Origin of the sequence: Arthrobacter sp. PsM3 (genome assembly GCF_030433895.1) — a bacterium.
Taxonomy (GTDB): Bacteria; Actinomycetota; Actinomycetes; order Actinomycetales; family Micrococcaceae; genus Arthrobacter.
Map to the genome: position 1 here is coordinate 17,470 of NZ_JARUXE010000031.1, position 19,493 is coordinate 36,962.

Annotated in this window: 13 protein-coding genes and 1 pseudogene; 3 read left to right on the forward strand and 11 right to left on the reverse strand. The window is 66.2% G+C overall.

Going from position 1 to position 19,493, the window contains the following annotated elements; genetic code table 11:
* Positions 1–42: 42 nt before the first annotated feature.
* From QCD75_RS16100 to QCD75_RS16110, 3 genes are all read right to left on the reverse strand, one after another.
* Positions 43–1,335: an ArgE/DapE family deacylase gene (locus QCD75_RS16100; protein WP_301230304.1), complete on the reverse strand. Its 1,293-nt coding sequence runs from the start codon at positions 1,333–1,335 to the stop codon at positions 43–45.
* 108 nt (positions 1,336–1,443) lie between these two features.
* Positions 1,444–2,775: an MFS transporter gene (locus QCD75_RS16105; protein ID WP_301230305.1), complete on the reverse strand. Its 1,332-nt coding sequence runs from the start codon at positions 2,773–2,775 to the stop codon at positions 1,444–1,446.
* Positions 2,776–2,944: 169 nt separating this feature from the next.
* Positions 2,945–4,138 carry a helix-turn-helix domain-containing protein gene (locus QCD75_RS16110; protein ID WP_301230306.1) on the reverse strand — a complete coding sequence of 398 codons (1,194 nt, stop codon included), beginning with the start codon at positions 4,136–4,138 and terminating at the stop codon, positions 2,945–2,947.
* Positions 4,139–4,296: 158 nt separating this feature from the next.
* Between QCD75_RS16110 and QCD75_RS16115 the strand changes: the two genes are divergently transcribed.
* Together QCD75_RS16115 and QCD75_RS16120 are read left to right on the forward strand one after the other, a co-directional pair.
* The gene (locus tag QCD75_RS16115) at positions 4,297–5,991 is read left to right on the forward strand and encodes an amidohydrolase (RefSeq protein WP_301230307.1); all 1,695 of its coding nucleotides are present in this window, start codon (positions 4,297–4,299) and stop codon (positions 5,989–5,991) included.
* Complete coding sequence (locus tag QCD75_RS16120; RefSeq protein ID WP_301230308.1) at positions 5,988–7,241, forward strand: M20 family metallo-hydrolase; 1,254 nt, start codon at positions 5,988–5,990, stop codon at positions 7,239–7,241. Before QCD75_RS16115 ends, QCD75_RS16120 begins: the two co-directional genes overlap by 4 nt.
* Positions 7,242–7,314: 73 nt before the next feature.
* On the opposite strand, the gene QCD75_RS16125 is transcribed toward QCD75_RS16120, so the two are convergent.
* From QCD75_RS16125 to QCD75_RS22240, 3 genes and pseudogenes are all read right to left on the reverse strand, one after another.
* Complete coding sequence (locus tag QCD75_RS16125) at positions 7,315–8,304, reverse strand: tellurite resistance/C4-dicarboxylate transporter family protein (protein WP_301230309.1); 990 nt, start codon at positions 8,302–8,304, stop codon at positions 7,315–7,317.
* A 326-nt stretch (positions 8,305–8,630) separates the two neighbouring features.
* A pseudogene (locus tag QCD75_RS16130) lies at positions 8,631–9,524 on the reverse strand (alkaline phosphatase D family protein); the annotation flags it as partial.
* Complete coding sequence (locus QCD75_RS22240; protein ID WP_367400664.1) at positions 9,413–9,673, reverse strand: Fic family protein; 261 nt, start codon at positions 9,671–9,673, stop codon at positions 9,413–9,415. The gene QCD75_RS22240 and the pseudogene QCD75_RS16130, both read right to left, overlap by 112 nt.
* A 530-nt stretch (positions 9,674–10,203) precedes the next feature.
* Between QCD75_RS22240 and QCD75_RS16135 the strand changes: the two genes are divergently transcribed.
* The gene (locus tag QCD75_RS16135) at positions 10,204–11,565 is read left to right on the forward strand and encodes a hypothetical protein (protein ID WP_301230310.1); all 1,362 of its coding nucleotides are present in this window, start codon (positions 10,204–10,206) and stop codon (positions 11,563–11,565) included.
* 152 nt (positions 11,566–11,717) lie between these two features.
* On the opposite strand, the gene QCD75_RS16140 is transcribed toward QCD75_RS16135, so the two are convergent.
* Genes QCD75_RS16140 through QCD75_RS16160 form a run of 5 tightly spaced genes read right to left on the reverse strand, consistent with a single transcriptional unit; the run spans position 11,718 to position 19,136 of the window.
* Positions 11,718–12,191 carry an SRPBCC family protein gene (locus QCD75_RS16140; protein WP_301230311.1) on the reverse strand — a complete coding sequence of 158 codons (474 nt, stop codon included), beginning with the start codon at positions 12,189–12,191 and terminating at the stop codon, positions 11,718–11,720.
* On the reverse strand, positions 12,172–13,539 hold the full coding sequence (locus QCD75_RS16145) for a Wadjet anti-phage system protein JetD domain-containing protein (RefSeq protein ID WP_301230312.1): 1,368 nt from the start codon (positions 13,537–13,539) through the stop codon (positions 12,172–12,174). The genes QCD75_RS16140 and QCD75_RS16145 overlap by 20 nt, the downstream gene beginning before the upstream one ends.
* Positions 13,540–13,576: 37 nt before the next feature.
* Positions 13,577–17,002, reverse strand: a complete 3,426-nt coding sequence (locus tag QCD75_RS16150; RefSeq protein WP_301230313.1) for an ATP-binding protein — start codon at positions 17,000–17,002, stop codon at positions 13,577–13,579.
* Positions 16,999–17,691, reverse strand: coding sequence for a DUF4194 domain-containing protein (locus tag QCD75_RS16155; RefSeq protein WP_301230314.1), 693 nt, complete (start codon positions 17,689–17,691; stop codon positions 16,999–17,001). Before QCD75_RS16155 ends, QCD75_RS16150 begins: the two co-directional genes overlap by 4 nt.
* The gene (locus tag QCD75_RS16160; RefSeq protein WP_301230315.1) at positions 17,688–19,136 is read right to left on the reverse strand and encodes a DUF3375 domain-containing protein; all 1,449 of its coding nucleotides are present in this window, start codon (positions 19,134–19,136) and stop codon (positions 17,688–17,690) included. Before QCD75_RS16160 ends, QCD75_RS16155 begins: the two co-directional genes overlap by 4 nt.
* Positions 19,137–19,493 lie beyond the last annotated feature (357 nt).

Genomic DNA, 19,493 nt, shown 5'->3' on the forward strand with positions numbered 1-19,493 from the left:
AAAGCGGGCGGACGACGGCGGCCGCGTGCCGCCGTCGTCCGGCTAACCCTGCGCAGGGTTCTCGGGCCGGTCGTCGATGCCGCACCAGCCGGCGATAAACAGGGCGATGCTCTTGGTGATCCGGCGGATGGATTCGACCGAGACCCGCTCGTCGAACCCGTGGATCGACTCCGAGACGGGGCCGTACACCAGCGCCGGCGTGTCGGCGTACAGGGCGAAGACCCGGCCGTCGAGGTAGCCGGGTGTGGTGAAGCTTTCCAGCTTGCGGCCGAACACCTGGGCATGGGTGCGCTCAAGCATGGCTTCAGCATCGCTGCCCGGTTCCAGCACGTAGCCTTCCGAGAAGAAACCGGTCTTGACGCCGACAGCCTTGATGGGGGCCGGCCCGCGGCCCAGGTGCGCGAGGCACTCCTGGAGTTCGGCCCAGGCATGTTCGGCGGTAATGCCCGGATAGATTGCCGCCCGCACATCGAACTCGCACCAGGCCGGAACGCTGGAGGGCCAGTCCCCGCCGGCGATCCCGCCGAAGTTGAAGTTGATGGGGTGGTCCAGGTCTTCGAAGTAGCGGTGCTGTCCCCGGTCCGCGTTCCACTTTTCCTCGACCTCGCGCAGCGCTGACATCGCCGTGTAGGCGGCGTCGATGGCGTTGAAGCCGGTGCCCATCTCGCGCGGATGCGTCGGGTTGCCGGTGACCCTGACCTTGAACCAGAGCACGCCCACATTGGCGCGCACCAGCATGTCCTCCTCCGGTTCGGGAATGATGACGGCGTCCGCGCGGTAGTTCCGCATCAGGGCGGAAAGTGAGCCGTTGCCGGTGCATTCCTCCTCGACGACGGACTGGAAGTGGATGCGGCCGGCCGGCTCGAACCCGGCGGCGCGCACGGCGTCGAAGGCAAAAAGGTTGGCCGCGAGCCCGGCCTTCATGTCGCCGGCGCCGCGGCCGTACATCCACCCGTCGATGACGGGGGCGTCCCAGGGGTGGCGGGACCAGTCCTCGGACGGGCCTTCGGGGACGACGTCGATATGACCGTTGAGGATGAGTGAACGGCCGCGTTCGGTGCCCGGGCGGTACGTGCCAACCACGTTGGTCATCCCTTCATAGGACACCGTCACCGGCCCGAAGCCCTCATGGGCGGACAGCTCCTCGGCATCCAGCTCCCAGCGGTCCATTTCCAGGCCGCGGCCGGACATCGCCCCGAACATCAGGTCCTGGGCGCTGCCCTCCCGGGTCCGCAGCGACGGGTGCTTGACCAGGTCCTGCGTGAAGGAAAGCTGCGCGTCGAAGCCGGCGTCGACGGCGTCCAGGATGCGACGGGTTTGGTCGTCACTGAGCATGGTGGTCTCCTAACGAAAGGGGGAGCCGTCCGGCGGACGGCTCCCCCTTGTGGGTGGTTGGGCATTCGATGGGATTGCGGCGGAGGCTCTGGTCCGCAGCGGTCCGTCTTAGCTGCTGGCGACGAGTTTCTTGTCCTGGACCCGGAGGCGCTCGCCGAAGAACCCTCCCACGGCGGTGAGCAGCGAGATGATCGCCAGGATCAGGGCGGCGCCCCACGACTGGTTGCCGGAGATGCCCAGCATGGCCGTGGCCAGCAGCGGCATGAAGCCGCTGGTTGCGCCGGCAATGTTGTACCCGAGTGCCACGCCGGAATAGCGCAGCTTCGGCGGGAACAGTTCGGTCAGCAGAGCGCCGTTGACGGCGTAGGCCACTGCTATGAGCATGATCCCGACGGTGATGGCCAGCGTGATCATGAGCGGGGACTTGGTGTCGATCATCGCGAAGAGGGGGAAAGCCGTGATGGCGCTGATGATGCCGCCCCACATGGTGACCTTGCCCGGGCCGATCTTCTCGGCCAGTCGGCCCATGAAGAACGTGACACCGATCTGCGCCACGGCGGCAATCAGCGTCGCGTTGACCATGACGTTCCGGTCTACCTTCAGGGTGTTGGCGCCGTAGCTCACCACGAAGGTGGTGATCATGTAGAAACCGCCGACGCCGAGCAGGGCGGCGAGGACTGCCACCAGCAGGCGGCCGCCGGCGTGGCGGAACACGTCCAGGGCCGGGACCTTGGAGGTTTCGCCCTGGGCGAGCAGGTCTTTGAAGATGGGGGATTCCTCCACCTTGAGGCGGATCCAGAGCGCGATGCCCAGCATCGGGAAGGCCAAGAGGAACGGTATTCGCCAGCCCCAGGCATCAAAGGCTTCGGACGGGAAGAGCAGCACCAAGGAGAAGGCGCCGGAGGCCAATAGCGTCGCGACCGGCGAACCGAGCTGGACCATTGCCGCGTACCGGCCCCGCTTTTCCACCGGAGCATGTTCCACGGCCATGGTCACGGCGCCACCCCACTCGCCGCCGACGGCCAGGCCCTGGACCAGGCGCAGTACGGCGAGCATGATTGGCGCGGCCAATCCGATGTTGCCGAAGTCCGGCAGCAGGCCGATGAGGGCGGTGGCTACGCCGATCATGACGATGGTGATCAGCAGGGCCGGCCGGCGGCCGTAACGGTCGCCGATATAGCCGAAGATGACGGCGCCGATCGGACGGGCAGCGAAGCCGACGCCGAAGGTGGCGAAGGAGGCCAGCAGGGCCGCGGTGGGGTCCATGTTGGTGAAGAAGAGCCGGTTGAACACCAGGGCTGCGGCGGTGCCGAAGAGGTAGTAGTCGTACCACTCCAGTGCCGTTCCGACGAAGGCGGCGCGGGCAATTTTTCCCGCGTCCTTGCCGGAGATGACCGGAGGGGCACCTGTGGCGGGGGAGATCGAATTTGAGGTCGTCACTGCGTGGGCCCTTTCGAGCGGGTGGAGGGGTGCATCTCGGGTCCCGCGGCAGTCGGAAGGCGAAGGCCTGCGCAGCTGCGGTGGTTATTCGAGACTAAGCGAGTGATAAAGCCCTGAACAATGACAATATCCACCCAGTTTTCGCCCGCGGGTTGGGCATTTTCACAAACTACTCATCGGGGTCGCTGTAGTTGCTGAGGGCGACCAGTGCCCTCGCGGCCTCGGCCGGCACTGTGAGGTCCAGGCCGATGACCTCGTGCAGGCTGTGCAGGCGGTTCACCACGGTATTGCGGTGGCAGAACAGCTCTTCCGAGGTCTCCTTGATGGATCCGGTACGCCCGTAGCTGCGTGCCACTTGCAGCAGGCGCTGGCGCTCAAGCGGCGTGCAGTTGTCCAGTGCCTGCCGAAGCGGGGCCGAAAAGTCCGGGAATTTCTGCTCCAGGAGATCCCCGGCGATTCCCATCCAAGTGTCCTCCATCGTAGCGAGGCCCGCGCCGCGGCGCTTGTGCCGCGCCAGCGCAAGCGCCGAGGCGGCCGCCGCGGGGACGGCAGCCAGCCCCTCGACGCCGGGGACATATCCGGCCGGGAAGGGCGGCCCTTCCTGGGACCAGGTCCGCCCCTTGCGCTGTTGGCGGAAGAGGTACAGCACACCGGCGTTCTCGTAGGCATAGGTGCGGTGCTCGGACTCGACCTGCCGCTGGGCCTGCGCCACGGCGTCCGAGGTAACGGCCAGCACTTCGAAGGTCCCGGCGGCCTGCACGCCGAGGGCCGCGGCAAGGTCCTGGACATCCCCGGGCGCGCCCAGTTCCGCGTTGAAGAGCCTGGACAGCAGCCGCTGACGGTAGAGCTGCTTGTTGCGGGCCAGCCGCGCCTCTTCCTCGGCATACGCCTGCTGGATGCTGCTCACATAGCCTTCGACGGCGTCGAGGACCCGGTCCATGTTGGCCACCAGGACTCCGATTCCTTTGTCCCGCGCGACCCGCTCCAGCCCCTTCCAGAGGACGCGAAAGTCGTTGCGGATCGCTTCGAGGAACGCATCCAGGGGGACCCCCTGGCGGGCCCGGCGCGCGGCCACCTCGCGGGGAAGGGCCCGCAGATCAGGGGGAAGCTCCAGCCCCGCCATCTGAAACAGGAACATGTCCATGGTGTCGGCGGCGGTTTGGTAGATGTCTTCCTTGGGGACGAGTGCTTCACCGTAGGAAATGGCGGAGAACCGTTCCAGAAAGTCTTTGACCAGCTGGTCGCGGTCCTTCCAGAGGCTTTCCAGAAGCTCGGTCCATTCTGGCTCGGCGTGCCGGCCCGGACGGAATTCCCGGGGAGGCGCCCCGGCGGAACGGGCAGTACGGCCGTCAGGTGATGTCATGAGCCGATTTTATGCAAAAGCCTAAATTTCAGCCACGAAACGGCGTTGGATGTCCATTGAAGGCAGCAATATTACAGAGTTGAATGGGACGGGGAGCTCCACTCCCAGGCCCAACCCGGCGCCTCAGAACGGTCCCGGAACCACATCAAAGAGGATTTATGCCCGTCGATTTGCTGATCCGCAACGCCCGCATCCTGACCCAGGACGCATCCCGCCCCGCAGCGACAAGCTTGCTCATCCACGACGGCAAAATCCTTGACGTGGACCCGGACCCAGAATTCGCCCGCCATGGCGTCCGGACCATCGACGCTGCGGGAACCACGATCGTTCCCGGGTTCAACGACGTCCATGCGCACAGCGTGTGGTTCGGCCTCGGGCTGATGGAGGCCAGCCTGGGGGCCGTGGCAAGCCTGGACGAGGTGTACCAGATCATCGCCGGGGCCGCGGCCGGGCTGGCCGAGGGCGAATGGGTGGTGGCGTCCGGTTACAGCCCGCTCCTGATCGGCGGGCAGCAGCCGGACCGCGACCGCCTGGATGCAGCCGCCGGGGGGCGCCCGGTGTGGATCAAACACTCCTCGGGCCACGCATGCACGCTCAACGGCGTGGCGTTGGACCTTGTTGCCGCCAACGCCGACCTCACCGCCCCGATCGACGGCGGCGCCGTCGTCGTGGGTGATGACGGCGCTCCCACGGGGCTGCTGGAGGAAAACGCCATGCGCCTGGTGCAGGACATCCTGCTTCCCTACCCGCTGGAGACGATCGAACGCGCACTGGATTTGGCCACGTCGCACTACCTCTCCGAAGGCATCACAAGCGTCACCGATGCCGGCATTGCAGGGGGCTGGATCGGCTACTCGCCCCGCGAATTCGCGGCTTACCAGAACGCGGCTGATAAAGGCCTGCTCAGCGTCAGAATGCAGCCGATGATGGTCATCGACTCGCTCCACGACGTGGCCGGCCACGCGGACGACCGGGCCTTCGCAGGTCTCGACGCCGGAATCCGCACCGGGCTGGGGGATGACTGGCTCCGCCTGGGCCCGGTGAAGATCTTCAGTGACGGCTCGCTCCTGGGCAGTACGGCCTACATGACCGAGGACTATGTCGGCTGCTCCCACAACCACGGCTACCTCCAAATGGACGCAGACAAGCTGCGTGAATCGGCGCTTGGCGCGTACCGGGCAGGGTGGGCGATTGCGATGCACGCCATCGGTGACCACGCCGTTGACCATGCGATCGACATCATCACCGAGGCGCAGGAAAGCTACGGTCCCAATTCACAGCCCAACCGGATCGAGCATGGCGGCGTGGTCCGCCCCGACCAGCTGGACCGGATTGCCGAGGCCGGCATCGTGCTGGTCCCGCAGCCGCACTTCATCACCGAATTCGGCGACGGCATGGCCCGCCTGCTGGGGCCGAAGCGCACGGCGTGGTCCTATCCGGCCAAGACCCTGCTGAACCGCGGCGTGGTGCTGCCGGGAAGCTCGGACCGTCCCGTCTCCAACGGCCGGCCGCTGGATGTCATGCAGTCCTTCGTGGAGCGGCTGACCCCGTCCGGCGAGGTCTACGGCCCGGCGGAAAGGATCACGGCAGCCGAGGCGCTGGCGGCCTACACCACGGGTTCGGCCGCCGCCACGGGAACCGGCCACGTCAAGGGGCGTCTGGCGCCGGGCTACCTGGCGGACCTGGTGTTCCTCGACCAGGACCCGACCGCCGTCGGCCCCTCAGCGATCGGGGCCACCCGCGTCCTGGCCACCATGGTGGGCGGCCGGATCCGTTTCGGCGAAGAAAATCTCCCGTCGCGGGTTCGCGGCGAAGACCTTGAGGCAGTACTGATAGGGAAGGAAACCCCATGAGCACCACACACGAGCAGTTCCTCGCGGATTTCGCGACGATGTCCAGCTTCGGCGCGACGCCCGGCGGCGGCGTTGAACGGCAGGCCGGCACGGCGGCCGACCATGCCACCCGGACGTGGTTCAGCCAGTGGCTGGCACAGCACGGGTACACCGAAACCGTAGACGAGGCAGGCAACCAGTTCGGCACCATGGAACTGGTGCCCGGCGCCCCGTACGTGCTGGTCGGCTCGCACCTGGACTCCCAGCCGCTGGCCGGCCGCTACGACGGGGCCTACGGCGTGCTCGCCGCGGCCCACGCGGGCACCCGCCTTGCGGCGGAGGCCCGGGCCGGGAACCTGGACCCCATCTACAATCTGGCCGTCGTGAACTGGTTCAACGAGGAAGGCAGCCGCTTCGGCCCCAGCATGATGGGAAGCGGGGTCTTCACCGGGAAGCTGGAGCTGGACGTCGCCCTGGCAACGGCCGATCCGGCGGGCACGACCGTAGCCGAAGCCCTGGCCACAGGGCACCGCGCCGCGGACGGGAGGGCCCCGGTCCTCGCCCAGGTGGCCCGCTACGCCGAAATCCACATCGAGCAGGGCCGGGACCTGGAGGAGAGCGGCACCCACGTGGGGATCGTGGACCGCACCTGGGCCGCCAGCAAGTACCGCGTGAGCGTGGACGGAGCCCAGTCCCACACAGGCGCGACCCGCATGGGGGACCGCCGTGACGCCCTTTACGGCGCCGCACTGGTCATCGCCGCCGCACGTGAACTGACCGCGGAATTTGAACCCGGATTACTGCATACCTCGGTATCCGAGCTGCTCGTCCTGCCGAACTCGCCGGTGACGATCGCGCGGCAAGTGCTGATGAACCTGGACCTCCGCTCCCCGGACGAGTCCGTGCTGGCCCTCGCCATGGAGCGGCTGGGCAAGCGGATTGTCGACGCCGAGCACGATTCCCGCACGGAGATCCGCCTCGACCTCACGCACAACTGGGGGGTGCTGTCCTACCAGCCCAACGGAGTGGCGCTGGGCAAAGCCAGCGCGGACGGCCTGGGCTATACCCACAAGGAGGTCATGACCGTCGCCGGGCACGATTCGACCAATATGAAGGATGTGGTTCCGACCGTGATGCTCTTCGTTCCCAGCGTGGAGGGCATCTCACACAACGAGGCCGAATACACCCGCGACGAGGACGCACTGCGCGGCGTAGAGCTGCTCACCGACGTCACGCGGCGGCTCGTCCGGGGCGAACTGGAAGAGAACTGACAGCGTTGCGGTGAAGGTGCTGGTGCGTTCTTAGGAGACGGGCCGGCGGAGGCAGGCCGGCGAGAGGGCCGCGTCAGCCCTGGCTTCGCCTGCCCGGGCGCACGAGCGTGGCCCACAGGTGCCACAGCATCGCAGCGAGGGTGGCGAGGAATGCGGCGACAGCCAGCCACAGCTCCGTGCGGCCAATCAGCGCCACCAGGGGAAGGTGGTCAGCGCGCCCCAGGTAGATCCCGGCCACGGCGTACATGCCCAGGGGGAAGATGACGCTCCAGAGGCCCGGTTCGTAGGACAGGGGCACCCGGTGGATCACGTGCCTCCACCATCCGGCCGCGAGGAGGACCGGGAAGAGCCACGAGGCGAAGGCCCAGAACACGACGGAGGAACCGGCCACGAGCCCCCGTGTCGCATCCACCATCGGCGCGCCGGCCATTTCGACGATCCGCGCGCCGGCGAGGACACTGATCGCCATGGCACCCATGGCCACGAAGTACGGCGGGCGCAGGTCCTCGGCCCGGATGGGATAGGTCATGAGCCGCAGCGAGACGAAGATCCCCACGGCGGCGTACAGGATGAGCCCCACCGACCAGGCGACGACGGCGGCCAGCGCCAGGACCGCGCGCAGGTCCGGCCCGGCGAGGGGTTCCAGCGACGCCGCCGCGACCGCCACGGACTGGCTGGCCACACACCAGATGAACCAGCTGCCGTTGGCGTCCTTCAGCACGGGGCGTTCGTCCCGGCCCAGCACGGCGGTCCACGGCACAACGTAGCCAAGCACCACCCAGGCGAGTACCGCGACGGCGAAAAGCGCCGCCGTCGTCCCCGGCCACCCCGCCATCCCCAGGCGCACGCCGAGCACATTCGTACCGGCGATGAAGGTGAAGAATCCGAACGCCCGGCCGGGGTCCAGGAAGTCGCGGCGCATGTCGGCGCGGAACCTGGCCAGCCGCACCAGGCTGAGAACCAGGATCACGGCGTAAGAGACCGCACAGACCACAAGGAGTGCTGCCGAGAGTGCGTCGAAGCCTTCCAGCTCAAGACCCACCGAGATGATCCCGCTGGCCATAAGTGAGTGCGAAGTACCCCGGCGTGAGCGTCTGCACCGCTTGTGAGACGCGGGAGCCGAGGGGGTTGCGTTTCACCGGGGCAGTGGCCATGGCACCCAGCTTAGGGCTTGCTGATTCCGGCTAGCCGCTCCTCCACAGCAGCGTGGCGGAGTGCCAGCGCCGCCTGGACCAAAGCCGCGTCCTGCGGAACTGCTCGAAGACATCGTCAAGTACCTCGCAGACGATTAGACGCCGTGGCGCCGCGGGGCCCTACGGAAGGGGAAAGCCGACGACGGCGGGCGCCTGCCCGCCGTCGTCCGCTTTCCCTAAGTGACGTCTACCCCCGCTACTGCAGCCCCGGCTCCCCGTCCTGGATCGCGAACGACGCCTTCGTGCTGACCGCGGAACCCGGCGTCGTGACGTAGTCCAGCGTCCGGAAGTCAGCGGTCATCGCGTCCTTGGTGATCTTCGTTTTCACGTAGCCGCGGTTGTCGTTGTAGAACTTCAGGTGCGGGTTCCAGGCCATGGCCGCGTCCGTCGTGGAGCTTGTGCCGTTGCCGGTGGACGAGATCGACGTGCACACCAGCTCCGACCCCACCACGGGTGACGCAGGATCCTTGTAGTCCACCTTCACGTCGTTTGCCCAGTTGCGGTGCACGTCGCCGGTGAGGACCACGGCGTTGCGCACGTTCGCGTCCACCCAGCCCTGCGTGATGCGGCGGCGCGATGCGGCGTAGCCGTCCCACCCGTCCATCGAGACGTCGTCGATCTCCGGTGCCTGGTTCCGGTCGCGCTCGGCGAAGAACACCTGCTGGCCCAGGATGTCCCAGCGCTGCGTGGAGTTCCTGAAGCCGTCCAGCAGCCACCTCTCCTGCTCCGCGCCGGTGATGGTGCGGTCCTCGGCCAGGCGCTCGGCCACGTTCTTCTTCCAGCCGTCGCCGGCCAGCTGGTCGTCCCGGTACTGCCGGGTGTCCATCATGTGGAAGTTGGCCAGCTGGCCCCACTGGATGGTGCGGTAGATCTTCATGTCGAACCCGGCCGGCACGGACGAGGGCCGCAGCGGCATGTTCTCGTAGTACGCCTGGAACGCGGCGGCGCGGCGCTGCCGGAAATGCTCGGTGGTGTCGTTCAGCTGCCCGGCGTCGGTGTTCTCCGGGATCTCGTCCGCCCAGTTGTTGTCCACCTCATGGTCATCCCACACCACCAGCCACGGTGCGATCGCGTGCGCGGCCTGCAGAACGGCATGACGTGCAGCAGTTCCCGCACGGTGCGGCCGTAGCCGTCGTTGAACGGGTGGATGGTCTCGAACTGAGCGCGCGCGATGGCGGACTGGATAATGGCGGGCACATTGGTACGGCGCGGGGTCTTCGACGCCGAACTCTGCCTCACCCAGGCTTTCTGCCAGGGCGGTGACCCCGGGGGAAGCGAACTATGTACTGCCTGCGATAAGCGTCGGGTTGAACGCTTTGTTTTGCTGCCCGGTCATTCCGGTCAGGTAGCTGGGGGTCTGGAGGACAGTTCCATGTCGACCCATCTGTCAGAATATCCATTGGATCCTGAATTTCATACCGCGAAATTCCAGAATCGCGCAGGAATTCGCTCATTTAGTCCCACAAGGGGCCTACATCCACGGCACGGCCTAGTCGCCGGCCCTTCCGCCTTCAGCCAACGCTGCGTTACAGCCCCTAATTTTTCCCCATAACCGATAGCTAACCATTGCCAGACGGGCTTTATCGCCTTGATTCACCACGCGATTCGCCGTAATCTTCTGGGGAATCAACCGCTTAGAGGCCTGCAGGGGCACTTTGGCCCTGCTATCGTGCGCCCAGGAAAAATAGGCTGTTACGGCCCTCAAGACTTGAGACGCCAAGCCGAATACGGGTGTCCCGACATCGGAATTCTAGAATCGTGGTGGAATCATGCTGCAAAACACTCCTCCCGAAATACTTGCCATGCAATATGGCCACCATCTGATAGGACTCTTACAAAACACCAGACGATGGTTGAAACGGCGGGTCGTCGACATGGAATTCATCGACGCCGAAACCGCCCGCGTAAATGTGAGCCTTGACATTGACCTGACCGCAGAAAATCACGGCGACTACGTGCAGGAGGTTTTCACCGGGCACCTTCCAGCACTTCTTATTCCTATCGGACTTAAGAACGTCTCCTATGCAGGGCTACACGCCGTGGATTTCGAAGACCGACATATCAGCATCCTCACCACCGAGCAGACGAAACAAATCATCGATGCGGTAGCCGACCTGGAAGAGCTCGCTCTCCCGTGGTCACACTTGGCGTCACAGTTGCCGAATTCGTTGAGGCTGCTGATACTTCCGCGCGAATACCTGGAGCGACATGATCTCCGATACAGCTACCTGGCTCCCTTTCAGATCACTGACCCCCGCCACGCCTTGGAGAGATTCTGGACTGCGGGAAGACCGATCAAGTTCTGTTTAGACCTACTTGGCGCAGAGACCCCAGAAACCTACCACTTCGAGATTCAGGCGCCTCAAGGCAGCATTATCCATGACACGTGCCTCGATACACGGGGGTCCGAGACGCCTGGCAAGCCCCCTGGGGCCGCAGAATTGCAAAGGCACGGCGGCCTCGCGGATCGACGATGGAAAACACCTCGGGTTGCCAACATCTACATCCGCTACGAGGGGCATCACCCTCCCGAACGGCTGAGATCCCATCTTAGATACGCACTCTGGCTCGGGCTGGACCCACAGAACGTCTTACTCGGGCCAATGCTGACCGCGCTGAACTCGGCCCTGATACTGGGCGGCAACGCGATCGTCGTATCACAGTTGCAGACCTTTACGGATCCTGGCGAGGTGACAGGCCCATACTTTCAAGGTGCGTCATTCTTTCTCGCCCTGGCCACTGGCTACCTGGGATATATGTCAGTTCCTGGCCAACACGAAGTTAGCCATTGGCTCTACCGGTCTGTCCGGCGCTGGATCATGTTCGCTGGAGGCGTCACCTTCGCAGGCCTCATGGCATCTCTCGTCGGCGTCCCGCTGATTCTCGCGGCCGACAAGGCAAACGAACCGGGTTCGAAGCCGGCCTCCTCGCTGATGAGCATTGCCACTGCGGTCGTTCCCTGGGCCAGCAATGTGGCTTTCATCTTGGCCTTGGCCGCCGCAGCTGTTCTTGGCATCGTCTATTGGCGGGCATCAGAACGGGGGGCAAGCAACTACGTGGTCAAGAAAAAAGACAAGATTGGCGCCACCGTCAATAGCGGCAGGGCGGCAGCAACCGTCACCATCGGATAGGATTTTTTGACGACATCAGCACGGATTCTTCGAGCTGGATGGTACCAACGGGAACTAGGCGGCTGACTGTTCGGTGATTTCCTTGGGTCTCAAGCGCCTCGCCGAGATCACAACGTCCGGGGATCCGCCGCTAACGTCAGCACCCCGGGGATTCACGTCAGCGCCGGCCCGCTTCCCGGCGTTTCTGCTGCCGGCAGTGATTCCAGATAGCGCTTCAGGCTTGCCCAGTTGGCGGCTTCCTGGCGTTTGCCGATTCGGCCGATGATCGGGGAGAGGAACTTGAGCGCGCCTCGGGGCTGGATGTCCCATGACCAGCGCAGGAGTGTGCCCCCAGCAGCGGGCTCGAAGGTGAGGACCCCTCGGATAGTGGCCGAGGACATGCTTGTCGTGTTCGCGAGCCGCGTAGGGCGCTGGTACTCCGTGGTTTTCAGGAGCATGGTCAGTGGCCGTCCCCTGGACTTTGTGGTCACTTTGAACTGCGTCCCGTTTCTCATGGATCCGCCGGTGACTTTCTCGACATGCAGGATGCGGGGGTTGTATCTGGGCTCGTTCCGTTCGTCGGCGACGAAGTCGAAGACTTCACTCAGTGGTCGACCGATGACAATCTCACCTTGGATGCTGGTCATTATCTTGGCGCCTCCCGGCAACTTTGGGTCCACCGGCGTCGCGAACGGGGGACGGGGCAATCCGACGGCATCCGTCCGGCAGTCTCTCCGAGGCCCAGTCCCAGCGGATCAGCTCCTGTTCCAGTCTGACGGATTTTCCGAACTGGTCATTGCCGAGGGCTTCATAGAGCGCAGACTCTTCCGTGGTCAGCCTGCTCAGCGCAGCCCGGGACGGCGTCGGCTCGCTGCTCCACGCGTCACGGTGCGCCAGCAGCGTTGCCTCGTCCATCAGCACGCTGACCACGTGCGGGTGCACGGCCCGGAGCTGGTCGAGGATGCGGAAGCCGTGAGTGTCCTGATCGCCCCAGTACCGGACCCCGCAGTCGCGGAGCCAGCGGGCATCTCTCAGCGACGAAAAACCGTATCCGCCGCCGAACAGGGCCAGCGTGCCGGGGGCCTTCGGCAGGGCGAGGAAGTTCACCAGGTTCTCGGTAATGATCACACTCTGGACGGGGAGGTTCAGCGTGCTGAACGCCTCTGCCGTGACGGTCAGGTCCCGTGCCTCGCCCAGCAGTGGCATGCCGGGATCCAGCGCCCGGAACCTGACGAGCTCGGGCGGATGCAGAAAACCATGCCTCGCGGCGAAGCGTGCCGCTGACGTCCGGACCGTCGCCTGCCCCAGCAACGACCCCGGCTCCGAAGGCGCCTCCGGAACGGCATCGTCGTCCCCAGCGTCCCCGGGAACCGGCAGGCCGACCTGTAGCTCCGCGGCCATCTTCTCAATAACTTCTCTGTGGCTCTCGATGAACTTGGTGTGCACTCCGGGCAGGCTGAGTTGCCGCACGTAGACGCCGGGTTCCGGGTTGTCCCGCAGCCAGAGGGCCACCCGCGCGGCGGTCAGCGCGTCGTCGCCGAGTTCCAGCAGGCGAAGCGGCCGCCTCAGCGCCCACGTACGGAAGGCAGGGTCCAGCGCTGACAACTCGTCGGCGAGCCCGCGGAACCGCGCCGCGTCCCTGGACTTCCCCACGAACGCAATCTCATCCTCAGCAGAACCAAACACCGCCGCGGCAGGCAGCAGGTTGGACCCGATGGTGCTGCGGCCCACCTCCGCGGTCTCCAAGGTGAAGTGACCTACGGCAGCAAACAACTCCGCCGCCCACGCCCGGGCCGCGGCGTAGTCACTCCGGAGCGTGGCCGCCGTCGGGCGTTTTAGCGGGCGGCGTCGCGGATAGACGCCACTGGGGTCCATCAGCTCGCGCAGCAGCGTCCCGCTGTCCCAGGCCTTCTGCGACTGGGCGCGGAGCATCGCCAGTGTGGTCCAGCCCTGGGCCCGCACAGCGGAGGCCTCAGCGCGGAGGTCCCTTCCCAAACCTCGCAAGCTCGGTTCGGGGCCCTCGGGACGCCGCTTAGGCACGGCGGTCCCGCTCGTCCCGGTATTCCTGGATGGTCATGTTCCGCAGCTGCGAATCGTTGCCGTTGGTGTTGGCCACGAAGCCCACGTGGGCCACAAACGGTTCGATCACATGGATCTTCTGCAGGGGCGTGACGATCAGCAGTTGGAGCTTCATCCGCTGGAACAGTTCCAGGCCGTACCGCGCGGACTCGTCCGAGCCGCGGCCGAAGGCCTCGTCGATCACCACGAACCGGAAGCTGCGGCCCTTGCCGGCGTTCCGGCCGCTGCCGCTTCCACTCCCGGTGCTGCCCTGCCCGGCCCCGAGCCCGAACTGGAACGCCAGCGCCGCGGCGAGGATGGTGTACGCCAGCTTCTCCTTCTGCCCGCCGGACTTGCCGCCCGAGTCGGTGAAGTGCTCGAACTCCTCGCCGGTCTCGGTCCACTTCTCCGAGGCGGAGAAGGTGAACCAGTTCCGCACGTCCGTGACCTTCGCCGTCCACCGCTCATCCAGGGTGGTCAGGCCCTCCCTGCCGCGGAACCGCTCGATCAGGCTCTCCACCTGCAGGTACTTCTGCTCGGAGTACTGCTCGTCGTCCCCGATGGTGCCCTCCGAACAGGCGCGGAGGTCCGCCATGAACTGGCGGATGTCCTGGTCGCTGCTGTTCTGGTGTTCCAGCTGGATATGCCGGCCGCGGTTGTACTCGATGGTGGCCAGGGACAGGTTGATCTCGGTGATCCGGTTCACGATGTCCTGCCGGCGGCTGTCCAGGAACGCGTTGAAGGCCACCACCTCGTGGATGGTGTTCTGGTTCAGGGACTCCTTGAAGTGCGCCTCGAACTTGGGCAGGTCGTTCTTCTCCAGCTGGTCCAGGAGCCGTTCGTAGTCACCGGCGGCGTCCAGGGATGCGTCGATTTCCGTGGTCTCGTTCGGGTATTTGTTCCGGAAGTCGGCCATCAGCCGCACCGTGCCGGCCTCCGCCGTCGCCAGCCGCTTGGACAGGGCATCAATGGACTTGGTCAGCTCGGACCGCACCAGGCTTTCCACCGCCACCGTGTTCTTGTAGGTGAGGACCTTCTCCCCGGGCGCCGCCGCGGCGAGGCCGGCGACGGAGGCCAGCAGGCCGGCGTCGTCCGTCAGCGGCTGCTCCTGCAGCAGCGCCCGGCATTCGTCGACCGCCTCCGCCAGGTTCTCCGCCTCTTCGTTGTTGCCGCCGAGCCGCTCGCGGATCTTGTCCGCCTTGCTCACCTGCCGGTCGAGGTCGGCGTTCAGCGCGGCTTCCCGGGCTGCCAGCTCCTGCAGGATGTCGCTGGCGGATTCCAGCGCCCGGCGCTCCTCCTTGATCTCCTGGATCCGCCGGGCCGTGAGCTCCCAGCTGATCTCGCCGAAATCGGACACGGAACGGACGGTGCCCAGCTGCTGGTTCCGGCGCCCGATGTCGCCGAGCTGCCCGTCGACCTTCGCCAGCTGCGTCTCCGCGACCTGGAGCTGGCCCTTGACCTCGTCCAGCTCGGCGAGGAACCGGTTGATCTTGTCCTGGTTGTCCCAGCCCAGCACGTAGTTCCGGCGGTCCGTCAGCTCGTTCCGGTCATCCTTCTCATGCCTGCCGCGTCCGCCCTTGAGCTGGCCGTTGGCGGTGAGCGCCTTGGGGAAGCGGCGGAAGTCCTCCAGCGAGTCGCAGCAGACGTAGTCGAAGCGGCTGGCGAGCTCATCCAGCAGGAAATCGCGGAACGGGGTGCCCTGCTTGATCGCGATCTTGGCGGCCAGCGTCCCGGGCTCCGCGGCCCTGGGGGAGTGCGCGTCGCCGACCTTCAGGTAGACCAGCCGGCCGCGGAGATTGTTCGCGTCCACCCAGCTGCTGACCGCCGCGTAGTGCTCCGACGGGACCAGCAGCGACACGGCGAAGCCGTGCAGCGTCCGTTCCGCCGCGCCTTCCCAGGCGGCCTCGCCCTCGCGGACGCGCAGCAGCTCCCCGGCGAACGGCAGCTCCTTCTCCTCCACACCGGTTCCCTCACACAGCCGACGCCGGATCTCCAGCTGCCGCAGCGGCAGCAGGTTGCGCCGGGACTGGAGGCTGGTCAGCTCGGCCTTGATCGCGGCGGAGCTTTCGGTGAGCTCCTTGCGCTGGACGGTCAGCCCGGTGCGGCGTTCCTGCAGCTCGCTGTGCTGCTCCGCCAGCCCGGATTCGACGGCGGCCAGCCGGTCCCGGTTGGCGTCGAACAGCACCCGGTCCTCCGGGGCGCGCAGGCCGAGCTCCGCCGCCGCTGCGGCGTAGCTCTGGTAGCGGGTCCGCTGTGCGTGCGCATCGGCGCCCAGTCGCGCGACGTCGGCGTCGATGGCTGCCAGACGGCCGCCGCCGTTGGTGCGGATGTCCTCGGCCACCGCAGAGATCTCGTGCCGGAGTCCGGCGATCTTGGTAGTCAGCGACGCGCTGTCCTCGCGCAGCCGGACCCCGGTGCTCTCCAGCTCCGCCGCGTGTTCCAGGCTCAGGATGAGGCGCTGGTTGGTGAACCACGGGTGCAGCTGGTCCCGCTGGGCCCTGGCCAGCTCGTCCTCCACCGTGAGAGCGGCGTGCCGGGCGGCTCCCTCCCGGATGGGTGCCAGCAGGGCGATCTGGTCCTTGGCCCGCAGCACGGCGCCGTGGGCCTTCTTGAGGTCATCGAAGTGGTGGATCAGGTTGGTGATCCGGGCGGCAACATCGTCCTCGTCCAGCATGTTGGTGCGGACAAAGTGGGTGATGTTCTCCACCTGCTTCATGGAGACCGTGCGGTGGAAGAGCTCCATGGCCTGGTTCCCGCTGATGCCGAACTGCCGCTTGAACGCAGCCGCGTAGGGCTCGAACGTGTCATGGACAGTTGCACCCGCAGCTTTCAGCTTCTTCTTCAGCTTGGCGGGGTCCTGGCCGAAGTTAGAGAAGTCCCCGGCAATGGTCTGGTCCGTTTCCGCCAGCGAGTAGAAACGGTTGGGCTGCCCGGCCTCCTGCACCGCCCAGAGGGTGATGGCGAGCGTCACCGACTTTCCCAGCATCGCGTTGTGGAAGACCGCCAGCACCACCGTGAGGGTGCCGGTGCCGCGGAGCGAGACCGGCTTGGAGTATTCACCGCCGGTGCTGCGGGTGCTCTTGTGGAAGCCCCGCACGTAGGACATCAGGGTGCGTTCCTTCTTCTGCGCCCCGGCGGCCTTGTTGTATTCGATCTTGTTGGCCGGCAGCAGCAGGGTGGTGATCGCGTCCACCACGGTGGACTTTCCGGAGCCGATGTCGCCGGTGAGCAGGCTGTTGGCACCGTCCAGCCGGAAGGTCCGGACGCCCTGGTGGAAGGTGCCCCAGTTGAGCAGTTCCAGACGGTGCAGCCGGTAACCCGGGGGAGTGCCGGCGTCGTCCGTGGTCTGTTCGAGAGGTTCGTCCAGGCTGAAGAGGCTGTCCTGCAGGTCGGCGGTCATGCGGGCTCCCCGTCGCTGCTGTCCTGTTCGCTAATGTCCCGTGCGGCCGGTTCGTCCGGGCTGGTGCCCGTGGCGGGGCCCGGGGAACCGTCCAAGGTGGCCCGGTAGTCCGCCAGCCGCGCGTCGAACTCCTCCAGCCACTGGGCGTCCACGTAGGCCTTCAGGATCCGGGCCACCTCGTACGTCCCGGGCTGTCCGCGCAGCTGGCGGAGGAAGCCCAGCTCCACCACCTTCTTGATGTTGGCGCCCAGCTTGTCCAGGATCCTGGCCTGGTTGCTGGATTCGGGCAGGAAAACGGCCACCATGTCCATGATCTCCTGCTCGGTCATGATGAGGCGGGGATCGCTGCTGTTGGTGTCGAATTCGAGCATGCGGCCGCGCAGCAGGGCCAGCAGGAGGCTGACGTCGAAGGTCAGCCGGCGCCGCTGGATGAGCCGGGGGAGGTTGCCCTCCGGGTCCTCCCGCGACCTGAGGAACGCATAGCCCTCCGACTCATCCAGGATCAGGTCCAGCCCCAGCACGGCCACGTAGTCGCGGGCCTGGGACTCCAGCGCCGTCAGTGACTGCCAGATCTTCTCGTCCGCTTCGGCGTACACCACACCCCGGAACAGGCGGGTCACGACGCCGGGAAGTTCCTCGGGTGTCCGGGTTTCCGCCGGGTGCGTGGCGGGGGATGCGGCGGGGTTCATGCGGGCCTCACAAAGATGATCTGGTCGATGGTCGCTTCGCGGATGCTGCCGTCCGGCAGGGACCAGGAGAGCTGCTGGGTGGTTTCGGGGTGGATGCTGGCCCACTCGGATTCGCTGGCCAGCTGGTAGTAGGCCACGATCTCGGCGAGGCCCTGCTGCAGCGGATGGGCGTCCGTGATCTCGGCGAGGGTGGCCTGTTCGGTGCCGGCCAGGACGTCGTCGACGCTGGATTTGAGCCGCTCCGTGTCCACGTGGAACTGGCTGAACAGGGCGCCGGCGTCCACATCCGCGTCGTCGGCGGCCACGACGTCGTCGTCCACCATCACCTTCCGGCTGGGCTCATAGAGGGGCCGCTCGAACGGCAGGGCCGCGGCCACGTCCACGGACGGCGCGGCGATCTCCATGAAGACGCCCGACGGCGGCGCGTCCCGGGTGCCCAGCGCCCCGGTTTCGATGCTCCGGATCAGCCGCATGATCCGCTTGTTCTCCAGGAAGACCTTGTCATCGAGGAGCCGGCGCATCTGCTGGGACAGCTGGCGGACCGTCGCCTGGGTCTGCTCGACGGCGGGCAGCCAGTCCTGGTGGAGGTTGGTGACGGTCTGGAGGTTCTCGGCGCCGGCCAGCGTCTCGATCCGGGTGGCGCGCTGCAGCAGGTCCTTCAGCTCGGTGCGCAGCTGCGGGGACATCAGGTAGTCCCAAAAGCCCTGGAATGTCCGGCCCTGCAGGGAGCTGCTGATGTCCTGCTGGTTGGCGAAGATGGTTTCCAGGAGCTCGCCCTGGCTGCCGTCCCACGTGGCGATCTGTTCGCGGACCTGGCGGTCCAGTTTCCGGAAGTTCTGCTCGACCTCGCGGAAGTCGGAGAGCAGGTCCTTGGCCAGCGACGTCAGCTGCTGGAAGTGGTCCAGGGCTTCCGGGGCGGTCATGACCCTGATGCTGCCGTCCCGGATCCGCTGCATCTCCGCGTCGATGCCGTCGCGCTGGCGCTGGAGCTCGGCCAGCCGCACTTCGGGGTCTGTTTCGGACTGCTGGACCAGGGCCTTGAGGACGGCGAAGATGCTGGTCAGCCGCGACTGGGTGGCCACGAAGTCCCGGCCGCGCAGGCTCTCGACCCAGTGCACCACGTCCTCCGCCGCGGCGGTGAGATCGTAGCGGGGCTCGTCCTGGCCGGGCACGTAGTATTTGCGCAGCCAGGCCCGCTCCGGGGCCGCCCAGTCGTCGAGGTACTCCGACGCCGGGCGGGGGAACTTGTCCTCGCCGAAGACGTCGCGCAGGCCGAACAGGACGTCGTCGAGGTGGTCGATCAGCTCCTGGCGGCCGATGTCGCGCTGGTTGGGCCCGGTGAAGGCTTTGATGAAGAAGGAGACCGCCAGCGGGGCGTTCTGCGCGCGCAGCAGCGACCATCCGGCGTGGTTTTCACGCAGCGAACTGATTGCGTAGTAGTCCATCGTGTCCTTGATGCGGCGTGCGTGCTGAGGTTAAGGCCTAAGGTACATGCGACCACAGACATGCTGTGGAGGAGAAGTCGACTTTCCTATTTAGTGCGGGGTGTGCCGGGGGCGGATTAGGATCGCGGCGGCCCAGGGGAGGCGGTGCGCCTCTGGGCAGGTATGGATGCCGGCAAGTTACATCATCGCTGCGTCGTGCACGCCAAAGTCCTGAAACTCGGCGCTGGGGTCCGGACGACGGGTTATAACCATTGGGCCGGACTCTGCTGATCTCCATCCTCTCGACGGGGTGCCCGATTAGGGGCTTAGTCCCCTGTAAGGGACGGCCTGCAGCGCGCCTACTAAGAAGAATTAAGT

Coding starts and splice junctions, on each gene's coding strand:
- QCD75_RS16100 (WP_301230304.1), bottom strand. CDS start 1,335: ATGCTCAGTGACGACCAAACCCGTCGCATCCTGGACGCCGTCGACGCC.
- QCD75_RS16125 (WP_301230309.1), bottom strand. CDS start 8,304: ATGGCCAGCGGGATCATCTCGGTGGGTCTTGAGCTGGAAGGCTTCGAC.
- QCD75_RS16120 (WP_301230308.1), top strand. CDS start 5,988: ATGAGCACCACACACGAGCAGTTCCTCGCGGATTTCGCGACGATGTCC.
- QCD75_RS16140 (WP_301230311.1), bottom strand. CDS start 12,191: ATGACCAGCATCCAAGGTGAGATTGTCATCGGTCGACCACTGAGTGAA.
- QCD75_RS16150 (WP_301230313.1), bottom strand. CDS start 17,002: ATGACCGCCGACCTGCAGGACAGCCTCTTCAGCCTGGACGAACCTCTC.
- QCD75_RS16135 (WP_301230310.1), top strand. CDS start 10,204: ATGCTGCAAAACACTCCTCCCGAAATACTTGCCATGCAATATGGCCAC.
- QCD75_RS16160 (WP_301230315.1), bottom strand. CDS start 19,136: ATGGACTACTACGCAATCAGTTCGCTGCGTGAAAACCACGCCGGATGG.
- QCD75_RS16110 (WP_301230306.1), bottom strand. CDS start 4,138: ATGACATCACCTGACGGCCGTACTGCCCGTTCCGCCGGGGCGCCTCCC.
- QCD75_RS16115 (WP_301230307.1), top strand. CDS start 4,297: ATGCCCGTCGATTTGCTGATCCGCAACGCCCGCATCCTGACCCAGGAC.
- QCD75_RS16155 (WP_301230314.1), bottom strand. CDS start 17,691: ATGAACCCCGCCGCATCCCCCGCCACGCACCCGGCGGAAACCCGGACA.